General features: G+C 74.3%; 13 protein-coding genes and 1 pseudogene. 6 read left to right on the forward strand and 8 right to left on the reverse strand.

From position 1 onward, the window contains the following. The first annotated feature begins 108 nt into the window (after window positions 1–108). On the forward strand, window positions 109–1,725 hold the full coding sequence (locus ACZ4YL_RS22385; RefSeq protein ID WP_468118731.1) for a serine/threonine-protein kinase: 1,617 nt from the start codon (window positions 109–111) through the stop codon (window positions 1,723–1,725). Further along, entirely contained in the window at window positions 1,722–2,348 is a 627-nt protein-coding gene (locus ACZ4YL_RS22390; RefSeq protein ID WP_468118732.1) for a hypothetical protein, read from the forward strand. The genes ACZ4YL_RS22385 and ACZ4YL_RS22390 overlap by 4 nt, the downstream gene beginning before the upstream one ends. On the opposite strand, the gene ACZ4YL_RS22395 is transcribed toward ACZ4YL_RS22390, so the two are convergent. Further along, a complete protein-coding gene (locus tag ACZ4YL_RS22395) occupies window positions 2,326–2,664 on the reverse strand; it encodes a DUF6191 domain-containing protein (RefSeq protein ID WP_468118955.1) in 339 nt (112 codons plus the stop codon). The genes ACZ4YL_RS22390 and ACZ4YL_RS22395 overlap by 23 nt on opposite strands. A 251-nt stretch (window positions 2,665–2,915) precedes the next feature. After that, window positions 2,916–4,205 carry an ATP-binding protein gene (locus tag ACZ4YL_RS22400; protein WP_468118734.1) on the reverse strand — a complete coding sequence of 430 codons (1,290 nt, stop codon included), beginning with the start codon at window positions 4,203–4,205 and terminating at the stop codon, window positions 2,916–2,918. Window positions 4,206–4,364: 159 nt separating this feature from the next. Between ACZ4YL_RS22400 and ACZ4YL_RS22405 the strand changes: the two genes are divergently transcribed. Together ACZ4YL_RS22405 and ACZ4YL_RS22410 are read left to right on the forward strand one after the other, a co-directional pair. Then, window positions 4,365–5,858, forward strand: a complete 1,494-nt coding sequence (locus tag ACZ4YL_RS22405; RefSeq protein ID WP_468118736.1) for a glycosyltransferase family 39 protein — start codon at window positions 4,365–4,367, stop codon at window positions 5,856–5,858. 140 nt (window positions 5,859–5,998) lie between these two features. Beyond that, window positions 5,999–6,769 (forward strand): trypsin-like serine peptidase, encoded by a 771-nt coding sequence (locus ACZ4YL_RS22410; protein WP_468118738.1) that lies wholly within the window; start codon window positions 5,999–6,001, stop codon window positions 6,767–6,769. 15 nt (window positions 6,770–6,784) lie between these two features. Here ACZ4YL_RS22410 and ACZ4YL_RS22415 read toward each other — a convergent pair whose 3' ends face one another. From ACZ4YL_RS22415 to ACZ4YL_RS22435, 5 genes and pseudogenes are all read right to left on the reverse strand, one after another. Then, the gene (locus ACZ4YL_RS22415) at window positions 6,785–7,984 is read right to left on the reverse strand and encodes an acyltransferase family protein (RefSeq protein WP_468118740.1); all 1,200 of its coding nucleotides are present in this window, start codon (window positions 7,982–7,984) and stop codon (window positions 6,785–6,787) included. 101 nt (window positions 7,985–8,085) lie between these two features. Continuing rightward, window positions 8,086–8,568 carry an NUDIX hydrolase gene (locus tag ACZ4YL_RS22420; RefSeq protein ID WP_468118741.1) on the reverse strand — a complete coding sequence of 161 codons (483 nt, stop codon included), beginning with the start codon at window positions 8,566–8,568 and terminating at the stop codon, window positions 8,086–8,088. Window positions 8,569–8,605: 37 nt separating this feature from the next. Next, window positions 8,606–10,231, reverse strand: coding sequence for an apolipoprotein N-acyltransferase (gene lnt, locus ACZ4YL_RS22425; protein WP_468118743.1), 1,626 nt, complete (start codon window positions 10,229–10,231; stop codon window positions 8,606–8,608). A gap of 67 nt (window positions 10,232–10,298) precedes the next feature. Further along, window positions 10,299–10,814, reverse strand: a complete 516-nt coding sequence (locus ACZ4YL_RS22430) for a hypothetical protein (protein WP_468118745.1) — start codon at window positions 10,812–10,814, stop codon at window positions 10,299–10,301. 185 nt (window positions 10,815–10,999) lie between these two features. Next, window positions 11,000–11,392, reverse strand: a pseudogene (locus tag ACZ4YL_RS22435) (FAD-dependent oxidoreductase); the annotation flags it as partial. A gap of 86 nt (window positions 11,393–11,478) precedes the next feature. Here ACZ4YL_RS22435 and ACZ4YL_RS22440 point away from each other — a divergent pair. Both ACZ4YL_RS22440 and ACZ4YL_RS22445 read left to right on the forward strand, forming a co-directional pair. Next, window positions 11,479–12,141, forward strand: coding sequence for a TetR/AcrR family transcriptional regulator (locus ACZ4YL_RS22440; protein WP_468118747.1), 663 nt, complete (start codon window positions 11,479–11,481; stop codon window positions 12,139–12,141). Then, entirely contained in the window at window positions 12,141–13,064 is a 924-nt protein-coding gene (locus ACZ4YL_RS22445; protein ID WP_468118957.1) for an ADP-ribosylglycohydrolase family protein, read from the forward strand. Before ACZ4YL_RS22440 ends, ACZ4YL_RS22445 begins: the two co-directional genes overlap by 1 nt. Here the strand turns inward: ACZ4YL_RS22445 and ACZ4YL_RS22450 are convergent. After that, entirely contained in the window at window positions 13,034–14,617 is a 1,584-nt protein-coding gene (locus ACZ4YL_RS22450; protein WP_468118959.1) for an ABC-F family ATP-binding cassette domain-containing protein, read from the reverse strand. The genes ACZ4YL_RS22445 and ACZ4YL_RS22450 overlap by 31 nt on opposite strands. Window positions 14,618–14,750: the final 133 nt, after the last annotated feature.

Genomic DNA, 14,750 nt, shown 5'->3' on the forward strand with positions numbered 1-14,750 from the left:
ACCACGTCCCAGAGGGCGTCCGGTCCGGGGAGGGCCGGTGGACGCCGGTCCGGGACCGGTCGTCCGAGCGATGCGGCGGCACCACACGGCAGGCAGGGGGCAGGAACGATGAACGACACGCGGGCGGCATGGTCGGTCCCCGGTTACACCGAGGTCCGTGAGCTCGGTTCGGGCGGCAGCGGCCGCGTGGTCCTCGCCGTCCACGACGGCACGGGCACCCCGGTCGCGGTGAAGTACCTCAGCGACCGGCTGCGCCGGGATCCGGCGTTCGTCGGGGAGTTCCGGGCCGAGGCCCGCCTCCTGGGCGGGCTGGAGACCCCGTACGTGGTCCGGCTGTACGAGTACGTGGAGGCGACCGGCGGCGCGGCCATCGTCATGGAGCTGGTGGACGGCATCTCCCTGCGCGCTCTGCTGAAGCAGTCCGGGCGGGCCGACGCCGAGGCCGCGCTGGTGGTCCTCAAGGGGTCCCTGCTCGGGCTTGCGGCGGCGCACCGGGCGGGCGTCGTCCACCGGGACTACAAGCCGGAGAACGTACTGGTCGCACCGGACGGCTCGTCGAAGCTGGTGGACTTCGGGATCGCGGCGAACCGGGGCAGCACGCCCGGCGTGGCCGGAACCCCCGCCTACATGGCTCCCGAGCAGTGGCAGGGCCGGCCGGCCTCGCCCGCGGCCGACGTGTACGCGGCGACGGCGACCTTCTTCGAGTGCCTCACCGGCCGCAAGCCCTACGACGGGGAGAACTTCGCCGAGCTCGCCGTCCAGCACATCGAGGCGCCGGTACCCGAGACGGAAGCGCCCGAGCCCGTCCGTCCGCTGATCCGGCGCGGCCTCGCGAAGGCTCCCGAGCAGCGGCCGGAGAACGCCGAGGCGTTCGTGGCCGAGCTGGAGGGCGTGGCGCTGGCGGCGTACGGGCCCGAGTGGGAGGAGCGCGGACAGCGCAAGCTGGCGGCGCTGGCCGCCCTGCTGCCGCTGCTGTTCCCCTCGGCGGGGGGCCCGGCGGCGGGTACCACGGCGTTCGCCACGACCAAGGTGCCCAGCGGTTCCGGCTGGGCACCGGGGCGCCGCGGCTGGCTCGCGGCGGGCGTGGCGCTGGTGCTGGGAACCGTGCTGGTCCTGACGACGGACGCGATCGGCGCGGCCCCCGGCGCGGCGTCGGCGGTGAGCGCCTTCGCCACGACGAGCGCGGCCCCGCCCGGCTCGGCCACACCGAGCACGAGCCCGAGCCCGACGGACTCCGCCTCCCCTTCGCCGAGTCCGAGCCCCTCGGCGTCCCCGAGCCCTTCGCCGTCCGCGTCCGCGTCCCCGTCGCCTTCTCCGTCGTGGTCGACGAGCCCCACCCCGAAGCCGACGGTGAGCTGGCCGCCCACGCCGACCCCGACGCCCACGCCGACGCCGACGCTGAAGGTCACGGACGTCGCCGTGTCGCTCAAGACCGGCGTCTACCGGGGCGACGCGACGGTTTCGGTCACCTCCCAGGGCACCGGCTCGGTCACCGTGACGGTGGAGTGGTTCCTGGGCGGCGCGCAGGGCTCCTACTCCGTCCCCGACGGCACGGAGTCGTTCGTCGTCCCGGCCGGCTCGACGGCCACCCAGGTCAGGTCGCACACCTTCACACGCGACCGCGGCTGCTACGGCGGGGTCCGGGTCACCACCAAGCCCACCGCCGGAAACAAGTCCGCGTCGGCCTCGCAGTACCTGCTGCGCTGCCAGGAGGTGCCCCGATGAGCGGTTCCGGCGCCCCCGAGGGCGACGACTACAGCGCCACCGTCCTCGGCAGCCACTGGTTCAGCGGTCCCCCGGACACGACCAAGAGGATGGCTCCCGAGGAGGTGGCCCCCGACCGGGTCGAGGGCTCCGTGCTCCGGTTCGGGCCCGGGGTCACCGCGGCCATGCCCGCGCCGTTCCCCGTCGACGTCTCGATGGCCGTCGTACCGCCGCCCCGGCGGCGCCGCCTGGCCGGTCTGCGGCGGTACGCCCTCGCGGCGCTCGTCCTGGCCGCGGTCCTCGCGTACCTCGGATGGCAACGGCTGGGGCCCGGCATCGAGGTCCGGGACGTGGCCGTGAGCACCGATCCCAGGGGCCCGGCCTGTGACGCGGCGGCCGACGTGGTGGCCGTGGTGGCGACCAACGGGCGCCCGGGCATCCTCACCTACCGGTGGGTGCGCAGCGACGGCACCCGGTCCGAGCAGCTGACCGAGCGGGTGCCGCGCGGGCAGCGGGAAGCCCGGCTGCACCTGCTGTGGACCTTCCAGGGCAGGGGGAGCTACCCGGCGAAGGCGGAGCTGCAGCTGGTGTCGCCCGGTCAGCGCACGGCCGCGGTGGACTTCACGTACCGCTGTTCCCCGTAGGCCGCCTCTTGCGGATCGTGCCGGGCAGCCGGATGACGGCGAGTCCGCCGTCGAGGTAGACCCGGGTGCGCGGCGGTGCGCCGTCCTCCTCGTCGTCGCGCATGACGAGGGCGCTCTGCCGTTCCTTGAGCTCGTTCTGCTTGCCCGGCGAGAAGCTGGCGTGCAGCTGCTCGAAGCCGGTGGCGGATATCTGTCCTTGGCGGCCGTTCCACCGCCAGGGCAGCAGCCCGGCGCGGACCAGTGCCAGGTCGAGGAAGGCCACGGCGGTGAGCACCAGAGCCAGACCGGGAAGGGTCATGAAGATGACGAAGCCCATGCGGCGACGGTAGCCGAAGCCGGGCCTCGGCCGTTCGGCCGAGGGAGGTCCGGCCGTCCGGCCGAAGCGCGGCCCCGCGGCCCGCTGGTTGACGTTCCAGCCGGCGTACACCCCCACCGGAACGTGGCCGTCCCGGCGGCTGCCGCGTCCGCGCGGGAGGCCCGCGGCCCCTTTGGGGAGTGGCCGCGGGCCGTTTCGTCTTCCGTCCCCGCCGCAACCGGGGGACGGAAATCAGGGGGCTCCGACCGGGGTCAGAACCGGGCGTGCGCGGTGATGTCCGCCTCGAACTCTCCCGTCATGGCCGGGGTCACCGTCGGCCGGCACTGCCGGACCGCCGCCAGGTAGTCCTCCGTGGTCGCGCCCAGCTGCGCGGCCGCCGCGCCCCGCGCGCCCACCGCCTCCAGGTCCCGCTCGAAGGACACCTGCGCCGCGATCCGCGCCGCGTGCTCGATGTCGGCCGGCGTGAACAGCTCGGTGGCCGCCACCAGGGCGTTCACGTCGACGTCCGCGCGGCCCGCCGTGTAGCGGGACCAGATGGCGGCGCGCGCCCCGGCGTCCGGGGTGCCGATCGGGATGAGGTAGTCGAAGCGCCCGGGCCGCAGGAAGGCCGGGTCGAGGGAGCGGATGGAGTTGGTGGCGCACACCAGCAGCCGCTCGTCGCCCTCCCGGAAGCCCGGTATCAGTTTCAGCAGCTCGTTCGTCACCCCGTGGATCCCGCCGGGCTGCGCGGGCTCGGTACGCACCGGTGCGATCTCCTCGACCTCGTCGATGAAGACGAGTACGCGCTCCAGCTCTGCGATCCGGGCGAACGCGTCGCGCAGCGCGGCCGCCAGATTGCCCTCGTCGGCGAGGCGGGAGGGCAGCAGTTCCACGAAGGGCCAGCCGAGCCGGGAGGCGATGGCCCGGGCGAAGGTGGTCTTGCCGGTACCGGGCGGGCCGAAGAGGGTGATGGCGCGCGGCGGCCGCACCCCGTGCGAGGCGGCCCGCTCGGGCTCGGCGAGCGGCAGCACCACACGCCGCTCGATGAGCTCCTTCTCCTTCTCCATGCCGGCGACCTTGGTCCACAGGTCATTGGGCAGGAAGCGGCCGCCGAGGTCGTCGAGGAGGCCTGCGGCCGGTCCGTGCAGCGGCTCGGTCTTCTCGAAGTAGGCGACGGCCGGCTGACGGGTGTATCCGGCGTTGAGGAGGCCCTCGCCGAGCATGTCCTCCTCGGGCAGGACGTACGCGATGCGGCCGACGCGCGCGGCGATGAGCCGTCGCTCCAGTTCGACGAGCAGGGCGCTGGCCAGGCCGCGGCCGCGCCAGCCGGCGGCGATCGCGATGCGCATGACCCAGGCCCGTTCGCCGGTGACGCAGGCGAGCGCCGCGCCGATGGGGACGCCCTGGTGGACGGCGACCACACAGGGCTGACGGTCGGTCAGCGCGCTGATGCACTCGGCGAGCGAGAAGACGGACTCCTGTCCGAGTTCGGCCGTGGTGTCGATCAGATGGACCACCGCTGCGAGATCGCTCTCGCGGTAGTCGTGGATGAGCCAGTTCACCGGGTACCGCCCCTCGTTCGTGCTCCTGCGGCGAGGCTAGGGGCGGGGGGCCGCACGATCACGCTCCGTGGTGCACAACACCCGGTCCGGAAACCGTCCGTGGCGTCCATAGACTGGTGCTTTCCGCCGACGCCCCGCACCGAGGATCCGCGCACCTTCATGCCTTCCGACATATCCGCCCCGCCTGAATCCCGAAGTCGGCGCGTCGTGGTGTGGCTGGTCCCCCTGCTGTGGACCCTGGGGCTCGGTCTGTGGGGGCTCTCCCGGCAGGACAGCGTGTGGCGGGACGAGGCGGCGACCTGGCAGGTGGCCGGGCGGTCGGCGGGTGAGATATGGGCGATGCTCGCGAACGTGGATGCCGTGCACGGGCTCTATTACCTGCTGATGCACTGCCTCTTCGAGGTCTTCGGGGCGAGTACGGCGACCCTGCGGCTGCCGTCGGTACTCGCCGTCTCGGCCACCGCGGCGTGCGTGGCGCTGATCGGGCGGCGCCTGGCCGGGTTCTGGGCGGGGCTGGGCGGCGGGCTGGCCCTCGGGCTGCTGCCCGCGGTCCAGTTCTACCTCCAGGAGGGCCGCCCGTACGCGCTGGTCGCGGCGGGGGCCGGGCTCTCCACGCTGCTGCTGGTCTCGCTCCTGGAGCGCGGGCCGGGCCGGCGGGCCTGGCCGCGCTGGGCGGCGTACGGGATCACCGTGCTGGTGTGCGCCCTGCTGAACTGGCTGTCCCTGCTGGTCCTGCCCGCGCACGCGGCCACCCTGGGCTGGGTGCGGGCCGGGCGGCGGGTGTGGCTGCGCTGGGCGGCGTACGGCTCGGGCGCGGTGGCGGGGGCGCTGCCGCTGATCCTGTTCAGCCGCGGCCAGTCCGACCAGGTGTCCTGGATACCGCCGCTGGGCTGGCCCATGCTGATCGGGCCGGGGATACTCCTGGCGATCGGCGGGCTGGGCGCGTGGGCGGACCGGCCGGACCGGCCGGACCGGTCTGTCCGGCCGGGCCGCAAGGCGCTGTCGGTGGCCGCGGTCGGCCTGCCGCTGTTGGCGGTGCCGCAGCTCGGGCTGATCGGTCTGTCCCTGGTGCAGCCGCTGTTCCAGGACCGGTACGTGCTGTTCAGCATGGTGGGGCTGGCGCTGCTGATCGGCGCTGCGCTGGGCGCCGCCGTACGGGCCTGCGCGCCCCGCCTCCCGACGGCGGCGGGTCTGCTGGTGCCGGGCGTGGTCGGGGTCTCGGTGCTGGCCCTGCTGCCGGTGGAACTGGCCAAGCGGGCTCCGGCCAGCCGGATCGACGACGTGCTCGCGGTGGCCGGCGAGGTGGCCGGGCTGAAGCGGGACGGGGACGCGGTGGTGTTCGTGCCGGCCGCTCGGCGGGACACGGCGCTGGTCTCGCCCGGTGCCTTCGGGGGCCTGGCCGATGTGGCGCTGGCCGCGTCCCCGGCCGCCTCGGCCACCCTCAAAGGTGAGGAGGCGGAGCCCGCGCGGATCCGGGCGGCGCTGCTCGGGCAGCGGCGGGTGCTGCTGGTGACGGACGCGGAGAAGGTGGCGAAGCCGCCGTCGGCGGAGCGGGACCGGGCCAAGGCGGCGGTCCTGCGGGAGCACTTCGCGGTGGTGGCGGACCGGCAGGTGCGGGGGCGCCGGGTGACGGTGTACGAGCGGCTCGGATAGCCGCCGATCGGCTGTCTACATCCGACATAGCGGGGCCTGTCCGGGCATGCCCCGGCCTTCACATGAGCTTCACAGGATTCACAGGGGATTCATACGGAACACCATCCTCCGGACATAGGTTCGGCGGGCAGGGTGGAAAAATGATCCACTCCACGCTCCTCCGACCGGCCCGGCGCATCCGTGCGCGGCGGGCGTCCCGGATCCTGCTCGCACTGGCCGCGATGGCCGCGCTGGTCGGCGTGGACCTGCCCGACGCCGCCGCCGGACCACCGCTGGGCGTCACCGCGTGGGCGCTGCCCGGCGCCACCACCGACCGGGTGGGCGCGCTCTTCGCGGGCGGGCAGGGCGGCGGGCATCACTGCACCGCCGCCGTGGTGCACAGCGAGCAGGGCGATGTGATCGCCACCGCCGCGCACTGCCTGGAGAGCCCGGACACCACCGTCTTCGCGCCGGGCTACCGCGACGGCAAGGCCCCGTACGGATTCTGGAAGCTCACCGGCGCGTACATCGCACCGGGCTGGACGGACGGCCAGGACCCGGACGACGACATCGCCTTCGCGACGGTGGCCCCGGTGGACGGCGGGCGGACCGGGACCGTGGAGGACCTCGTGGGCGGTTTCCCGGTCGCCGCCGAGCAGCCGGACGACGCCAGGGTGACGATCATCGGCTACCCGCGGACCCTGGAGGCCCCGGTGCGCTGCGCGAACACCACCGGCCTGCTCTCCGCGACCCAGCGCCGGATCGGCTGCCCGGACCTCACCGGCGGCACCAGCGGCAGCCCCTGGCTGGTGAACGGGGCACTGGCCGGGGTACTCGGCGGCTACGAGGGCGGCGGAAGCGTCCCGGAGATCTCGTACAGCGCGGTCATGGGCGACCGGGCGGTGCGGCTGTACCGGGAGGCACGGTCCTGAGGCCTATAGATCGGCCTAGCGGCCGGCCGGAATGCGTTCCGCGCCGGGTGCCGAGGGCTGGGCGGGGAGCCGGTCGATCGACGGGCCGGCCGGGGTGGCCGACCGGATGTCCTCCACCCCGCTGCGCAGCCGGTCGCGCAGGCGTCGGCCGAGCGGGCGTTCCACGAGCCGGTGGACGAGCCAGGCGAGCAGCAGCATCGCGGCGGTCACGCCGATGACCAGGGGTACGGGCGCCACGTCGCGGCGGAAGTGATGGATGAAGGTCAGCCCGGCCATCATGTGGATCAGGTAGAGCGGGTACGTGAGCGCTCCGGCGTGCGGGAGCCAGCGCCACCGGACGCCGTCGAGGGCGCCGAGCGCTATGGCCGCCATCAGGGCGAAGCCCAGCACGATGACCAGGTGGGCGGGCCAGGCGGGCGTCCGGTCGGTGGCGGCCCGGCCCAGGCTGGAGATCATACGGGCGTGCACGTGGTGCTGCGCGAGGAGGAACTGGACGCCGACGACGGCCCACAGGACGGCGTTCGGCCGGAACCGGCGCATCAGGTAGAAGGCGATGCCGGCGATGAAGTACGGGGACGAGGTCGAGACCGCGAAGAAGGACAGCACGCCGTTGTCGGCGGTGGGCGCCACGACGCCGGCCAGGGTCCAGGCCGCGCAGAACAGGACGCAGTTGCGGTAGGTCACGCCGCGCATGACCACGACCGCGAACAGTACGTAGAACTTGAGCTCGACGAAGAGGGTCCAGTACGCGTCGTCGATGTTCGGGACGCCGATGCCGGACTGGAGCATCGACAGATTCACCAGGACATCGCTGAACGCGTTGACCTGCCTGACCTCGGGCCAGGAGAAGAGGACGAGGGAGGTGAAGGCGACGGCCGCCCAGTAGGCGGGGAAGAGCCGGGAGGCCCGGGACACCGCGAAGTCGCCCACCGAGCGCCCCCAGGCGCTCATACAGATGACGAACCCGCTGACCAGGAAGAAGATCTCGACGCCGAGCCAGCCGTAGACGGCGAGCCGGTGGGCGTTCGGGAAGATGTCCGCGGGCGCTTTCCCCCAGGCGCTTTCGAGGGCGAAGTAGTGGTAGAAGAGCACGCCGAGCGCGGCGAGGACCCGCACTCCGTCGAGGACCGCCAGGCGCCCGCCGGGGACCGCTCCGGCCGGCGCGCGGCCGTGGCCGCCCGCCCGCGACTCTCCGGCTGAACTGCGCGAGCTCATGCCCCGACCGCCCTCTCGAATGTACGACTGTCCGACAACCGCCTTGGATCAGCGGAACCCTACAGTGCACGTCCGCGCAGCCCACGCCGCCCGTCCGGGAGCTACGTGAGAGCGGCGGGGGCCTCGAACCAGGTCGGCTCGTCGATCAGGGACCGGTGGATCCGGTCCAGGCCGAAGGGATCCAGCGGCGGCAGCGCGTCCACCTCGAACCAGGCAACTTCGAGGGACTCGTGGTCGTTGGCCCGTGCCTCGCCGCCCGTCGCGCGGCAGCGGAAGGTGATGTCCTGGAACTGGCAGATGTCACCGTTGGGGTAGGTCATCGGCTCAGTCATCTGGACGAGGACCACGCGCTCGACGACGCAGCGCACCGCCGTCTCCTCGTACACCTCGCGCACGGCGGTCTCGGCGGGCTGCTCCCCCGGCTCGGCGATACCGCCGACCACCGCCCACTGCCCGGTGTCGGAGCGCCGGCCGAGCAGCACCCGGCCGAGGTCGTCGAAGACGATGGCCGTGACTCCGGGCAGCAGGAGCAGCTGGTGCCCGGCGGTGGCGCGGATCCGGCGGATGAAATCGGGTGTGGTCATGTCCCGACCCTACGAGGCCGCCGGACCGAATCCGGCCTCAGGCGTCGCGGGGCGAGCGGATCCGGCGGTTCAGGATCCACCCGAAGCCGCCCGCGGCCAGCAGGAGCAGTGCGTACTCCGGCAGCGGACCGACGACCGTGGCGGGGGTGCGGCCGGAGCGCAGCGGGATCTCGGCGACCAGCGCGTCCGCGGTGAACATCTTGGTCTGCGAGACGATCTTCCCGTCGGGGCGGATGACGGCGCTGACCCCGCTGGTGACGGGGACGAGGACGGTGCGGCTGTGCTCGACGGCGCGGATCCGGTCCATGGCGAGCTGCTGGTAGGTCATCTGGGTCCGGCCGAAGGTGGCGTTGTTGCTCGGTACGGCGATCACCTGGGCGCCGTCCTGGACGGTGGAGCGGACGGCGTCGTCGAAGGCGGCCTCGAAGCAGGTGACCATGCCGACGCCGGTGCCGGCCATGTCGAAGACGCCGGGCTCCTTGCCGGGACCGAAGTCGCGGCGCACCCGGTCCACGTCGGCGCTGAAGAGGCGGACGACGGAGCGCATCGGGATGCGCTCGCCGAAGGGCTGGATCTTGCGCTTGTCGTAGGTCGCGGTGGGGCCCTTGACCGGGTCCCACAGGATCATCGTGTTGCGCAGCGGGCCCGTCTCCGGGGCCACCACGGCGCCGATGGCGACGGGCACGCCGATGGCCTTGACGGCCTGGTCGATGACGTCGTGGGCGTCGGGCTCGGCGTACGGGTCGAGGTCGGAGGAGTTCTCCGGCCAGACGACGAAGTCGGGCTTCTGGGCGCGGCCGGCCTTGACGTCCTCGGCGAGCTGGACGGTGCGCCGGGCGTGGTTGTCGAGGACGGCCCGGCGCTGGGAGTTGAAGTCGAGGCCGAGGCGGGGCACGTTGCCCTGGATGACGGCGACCACGGCGGTGCCGTCCTCGGCCGCGTCGGAGACCAGCGGGCGGGCGGCGAGGCCCACTCCGATCGGGGCGGCGACGGTGAGCGCGGTCAGCGCTGCGGTGGTGCGGCCGGGGTGACGGCGGGCGGTGCGCAGGGCCTCGTAGAGGCCGAATCCGCAGAGGGCGACGCCGAAGGAGAGCAGGGGGGTGCCGCCGAGGGCGGCGAGCGGGGTGAACACGCCGTCGGCCTGTCCGAAGGCGAGCTTGCCCCAGGGGAAGCCGCCGAAGGGGGCCCGGGACCGCAGTGCCTCGCCCGCGACCCAGACGGCGGCGGCGAACAGCGGCCAGGCCGGGAGCCGGCTGACCAGGGCGATACCGAGGCCGGTGAGGCCGATGAGGAGGGCTTCGAGGGTGCTCAGCGCCAGCCAGGGCACCGGGCCGACCTCCTCACCGGTCCAGACGAGGAGCGGCAGCAGGTAGCCGAGTCCGGCGAGGAGCCCGAGGCCGAAGCCGGCCCGGGCGCGGCGGCCGTGGAGGCAGCCGGCGAGCAGGGCGAGGGCGAAGGGGGCCAGCCACCACAGCGGGCGGGGCGGGAAGCTGAGGTAGAGCAGCACGCCCGAGAGGGCGGCGAGCAGGGCACGCAGCAGCCACGGTCCCTTCCGGTTCGCTGCGGACCGGGCGGTCGCGGGGGGCGTGGCCGCCTCGGCCGGGGGCCCGTCGGCGGACTGCGAGGGCTCGTTCCCGGTCGCGCGGGTGACACTGCTGCTCATCTGGCGGAGTGTACGTCCCCGCGCCTCGCGGAGCGGTAAGCGCCCGGCCGCGCTCCGCAGGACACCTCTACCGGGCGAGGGCGCGCAGGTGGGCGCGGATGACGCGGACGGCGTTCTCGGCGTCGTCGACGGTGACGGTGAACCGCTTGCCGTCGTCGAGGACGAGGGCCAGGCCCTCGCCGCGCCGGACGATGATCGCGGTGCCCTTCTCGGGGCGCCAGCGGTGGCCCCAGCCTCCCCACTGCTGCGGGGTGATGCTGGGGAGGAACTCGGCGGCGGTGACCTGCGTGAGCCGGATCCTGCGGCGGGGCACCCCTATGTGGCCGCAGCGCACTTCCATGGCCTCGGCGTCGACGGTGACGGCGACGTGCACGAAGGCCAGGGTGCCGTAGAGGATGAGCAGCCCGACGGCGAGGCAGCCGATCACGGACATGAGCAGCGGGATGATGCCGGCGGTCCAGGCGTAGTCGACGGCGAGTTCGACGCCGAGCGCCAGACAGGCCGCACCGACGGCGGCGAGCAGCCACTGCACACGGTTGGAGGCGCGGCCCGCCCAGAGCGGACCCGGAGGGTGACCCGTCATGAGTAGCAGCGTACTCACGTTCCGCTTGCCCGCCACCGTCCCTCGCCCACTCGGTGCAGCGCGGCTCCCGCACGGCGGACGAGCGCGTCGCGCAGGGCCGGGTGGCGGCCGGTCATGAAGCGGTGCAGGTTCCGGGAGGCGAAGGCGACGCGCTGGGCGCTGCGGCGGCGCTCGGTCCGCTCGCCGCCGAGCCGGTCGAGCGCGGCGAGCAGCGCGTCGATCAGGTGGGGCCGGGATATGAGCAGTTCGGGGCGGCCCGCCCTGCGCTCGATCCGTTCGAGCGGGAGGGCGGCCAGCACCGTCCCGTCGGGGCGCCGGATCCGGGCTCCCCGGTACGGGACCGCCCGCGCCCGCAGCGCGTCGCCGAGGCCGAGCCGGTCGAGCGCGGTCTGGGCGGTGGGGTGGATCCCGAAGGCGGTTCCGTAGCGTTCGAGCGCGGTACGCCGTTCGAGGACGGTCACCTCCCAGCCCGCACGGCGCAGGCCGACGGCGGTGGCGAGTCCGCCGACCCCCGCGCCGACGACCACGGCCGTGCCCGCTCCGCGCCCCGGCCCCCGCCCGCTCGACGTTTCGCTCATGGCCCTGCCCCCTTCGCCGCACGCCGACAACCACCACAGATGTGGTACTACATCTGTGGTACCACGGTTGTGGCTAGGGTGGCACCGTGAATCAGGACCGGAGGGACCGGCTGCGGGACGCGGCCATCGCCGTACTGGCGCAGGAGGGCGGGCGCGGGCTGACGCACCGGGCCGTCGACGCGGCCGCCGCCGTGCCGGCGGGCACCGCCAAGAACTACTTCCCGACCCGCGACGCCCTGCTGCGGGCCGCGGCCGAACGCTGCGCGGAGCAGTACCGGGCGCTGGCGCAGACCCTGGCGGGGGCCGGGCAGGAGCACGGACCGGGACCGGAGTCGGGACCGGGACCGGAATCCGGACCGGGGCTCGGACCGGGGCTCGGACCGGGGCCTGGCAACGCGGCGCAGCTCGCGGCTCTGCTCGCGGGGCTGCTGCGCAACACGGCCGGGCCCGGCCGCATCCGCGTGCTGGCGTATCTGGAGCTCCAGGCCGAGGCGGCGCGCCGGCCCTGGCTGGCCGAGCTGCTGGACCCGGTCGCGGCGGCGGATTTCACGGCGCACGCCCACCTGCTGCGCGCGGCCGGCCTGGCCGCCGGGCCGGAGCGGGCCCGCGCGCTGACCCTCGCCCTGCACGGCGCCGTCCCCCACCTGCTGACCGGCGCCCCGGCGACCCTGGCGGCGGCCGGCCTGGACGACCTGGACCGCTTCACGCGCGAACTGCTGGCGTCCGTGTGCGAGGAGGAGGCCCGGTGATCACCCGGCTGGACCGGACCGTGGGAACCGTCATCGGCTCGGCGGCGGGCGACGCGCTGGGCGCTCCCTACGAGTTCGGGGCGGCGGGGGAACTGACCGCGCGCGGCGCGGAGATGGCCGGGGGCGGCGGCTGGGACCCCGGCGAGGCCACGGACGACACGCAGATGGCCGTCCTCGTCGCGGAGTCCCTGCTGGAGTGCGGCGGTCTCGAACTCCCCGACATCTTCGGCCGGTTCCAGCGCTGGGCGGCCGGGCAGCCCAAGGACATCGGGCTGCAGACCGAGGACGTGCTGACCAACGGCGAGTCCTGGGAGCTCGCCTCGGCCCTGCACTTCCAGATCAACGCGCGGGCGGCGGGCAACGGTTCCCTGATGCGGGCCGCCACCTCGGCGGTCTACTTCGCCCCCGCCGGGCGGGAGGGGACCATGGAAGCCGCCCGGCGGATCGCGGCCCTGACGCACGGCGACCGGGCCGCCTGGGAGGGGACCGCGATCCTGCACGAGCTCGTCCGCGTCGCCCTGGAAGGGGCCGACCCGCTGGCCGCCCTCCCCGCGACGCTCGCCGCGGTGCATCCGGACCACCGCGAGCGCTACGGTCGCGTGCTCGCCCCCGACTGGCATCCTGAGCTGGCCACCGAGTTCAACGGAGCGGTGTGGCCCTGCCTGGGCTCGGCCGTGTGGGCACTGCGGACCACCACCGGCTTCGCCGAGGCGGTACGGGCCGCCGTGGACCTGGGCGGGGACACCGACACGGTGGCCGCGGTGACGGGTGCCCTGGCCGGGGCCCGGTACGGCCAGGGGGCGGTCCCGGCCCACTGGACGGCGGCGCTGCACGTGCCGCTGCCCGGGTTCGGGGACCGGGTCCTGGACGCGGACGACCTGCGTACGCTGGCTCAGCGGCTCGCGGCGGCCGGCTCCCGCTGAAGTTCCAGGCGCCGTCCCCGGAAGGACGCGCGCAGCCGCCGGTCGTGCGTGACGAGGACCAGGGTTCCGCCGAAGTGGGCCAGGGCCGCCTCCAGTTCCTCCGCCACGGCCGGGGCCAGGTGGTTCGTGGGCTCGTCGAGCAGCAGCAGGTCGAGGGGGCGCGCCACCAGCCGGGCCAGCTCCAGCTTGCGGCGCAGGCCGGCCGAGAGCGCGCGTACGGGCCGGGTGAGGTCGTCCGCGGCCAGCAGTCCGTCCTCCGCAACCCGGTCGGCGTACTCCTGGCCGAACACCTCGACGACGGAGCGCGGTTCGCGCTGCCACGGGTCGTCCTGCCGGAGCAGTCCGACCCACGGCGGCGTCCGTACGCTGCCCCGCGCGGGCTCCAGTTCACCCGCGAGCACGTGCAACAGGGTGGACTTCCCGGCGCCGTTGGGTCCGGTCACCAGGAGCCGATCCCCCGGCGGCAGCGTGAGCGAGACGGGCGCGAGCCGTCCCGGCAGGGCCGCTCCGGCGATCTCCACCACTCCCGCCGAGCCCTCGGTGAACCGGCCGGTGAAGGAGAGCGGTCGCGGCGGCGGCGCGACCGGGTGCCCGGTCAGCCGGTGCAGCCGTTCGCGGGCGGCGCGGACGCGGCTCGCGGCGCCGTGGGTCCGGGACCGGGCACGGAAGGCACCGGCTCCGCTGAAGCCGCGCGGCAGCTTCCGCGGGATCGCGGCGAACCGCCCGATGTTGACGTCCGCCAGCCGCTCGGCGTCCCGCACCTCCTCGCGCCACTGCTCGTACTCCCGTTCCCGGCGGGCCCGTTCGGCGGCGCGGGCCGTGCGGTAGCCCGCGTAACCGTTGCCGTGGCGGCGTACCGTCCGGCCGTCCTGGTCCACTTCCAGGACGGCGGTCGTGACGCGGTCGAGGAAGAGCCGGTCATGGGTGACGGCGACGACGGTGCCGCGATGGGCGAGCAGATGCTCCTCCAGCCAGGCGACCGCCTCATCGTCGAGGTCGTTGGTGGGTTCGTCGAGCAGCAGCAGTTCCGGCTCGGCGGCGAGGGCCGCCGCGAGGGCGAGCCGGGAGCGCTGACCGCCGGACAGGGTGCCGAGCGGGCGGTCCGGGTCGAGCTCGGCGCGTTCGCCGAGGCGGCGCAGGGTGGCCGCGACGCGCCGTTCGGCATCGCGGCCGCCGCGCGCGTCGTAGGCGGCCAGGAGGTCTCCGTACGCGGCGAGTTCCTCGGGGCCGGCCCGGTGGAGCAGGGATTCCGCGGCGCGGATCCGGCGCTCCAGGGTGCGCAGGTCCGCGAGGGCGAGGTCGACGGCCTCGCCGACGCGGGCGGTCGGCGGGAGGTCGAGGGTCTGCGCGAGGTACCCGAGGCCGCCGGGGGCGGTGACGGCGACCTCTCCGTGGTCGGGACGCTCCCGGCCGGCGAGCAGCCGGAGCAGGGTGGATTTCCCGGAGCCGTTGTCGCCGACGACGCCGATCCGCTCGCCGGGCCGGACCGTGCAGCTGACGCGGTCCAGGACGACGCGGGTGTCGTAGCTCTTGGTGACCTCGGACAGGACGATCCGGGTGGTGACGAGTGGAGCACGCAAGGGCAGTCTCCCTCCGACATTGCGAGACGGACCGTTCCGTCTCGCTACCTGGGCAATCGTAGATCGGGTCCGGATCTCATGCAAGACGATTCGTCTCGCCGGGGGT

This window comes from Streptomyces sp. NPDC030021, assembly GCF_055574035.1.

Bases quoted from the DNA above. Each gene is read 5' to 3' on its own strand.
- ACZ4YL_RS22405 (WP_468118736.1), top strand. From the start codon at position 4,365: ATGCCTTCCGACATATCCGCCCCGCCTGAATCCCGAAGTCGGCGCGTC.
- lnt (WP_468118743.1), bottom strand. From the start codon at position 10,231: ATGAGCAGCAGTGTCACCCGCGCGACCGGGAACGAGCCCTCGCAGTCC.
- ACZ4YL_RS22385 (WP_468118731.1), top strand. From the start codon at position 109: ATGAACGACACGCGGGCGGCATGGTCGGTCCCCGGTTACACCGAGGTC.
- ACZ4YL_RS22415 (WP_468118740.1), bottom strand. From the start codon at position 7,984: ATGAGCTCGCGCAGTTCAGCCGGAGAGTCGCGGGCGGGCGGCCACGGC.
- ACZ4YL_RS22390 (WP_468118732.1), top strand. From the start codon at position 1,722: ATGAGCGGTTCCGGCGCCCCCGAGGGCGACGACTACAGCGCCACCGTC.
- ACZ4YL_RS22430 (WP_468118745.1), bottom strand. From the start codon at position 10,814: ATGACGGGTCACCCTCCGGGTCCGCTCTGGGCGGGCCGCGCCTCCAAC.
- ACZ4YL_RS22395 (WP_468118955.1), bottom strand. From the start codon at position 2,664: ATGGGCTTCGTCATCTTCATGACCCTTCCCGGTCTGGCTCTGGTGCTC.
- ACZ4YL_RS22420 (WP_468118741.1), bottom strand. From the start codon at position 8,568: ATGACCACACCCGATTTCATCCGCCGGATCCGCGCCACCGCCGGGCAC.
- ACZ4YL_RS22410 (WP_468118738.1), top strand. From the start codon at position 5,999: ATGATCCACTCCACGCTCCTCCGACCGGCCCGGCGCATCCGTGCGCGG.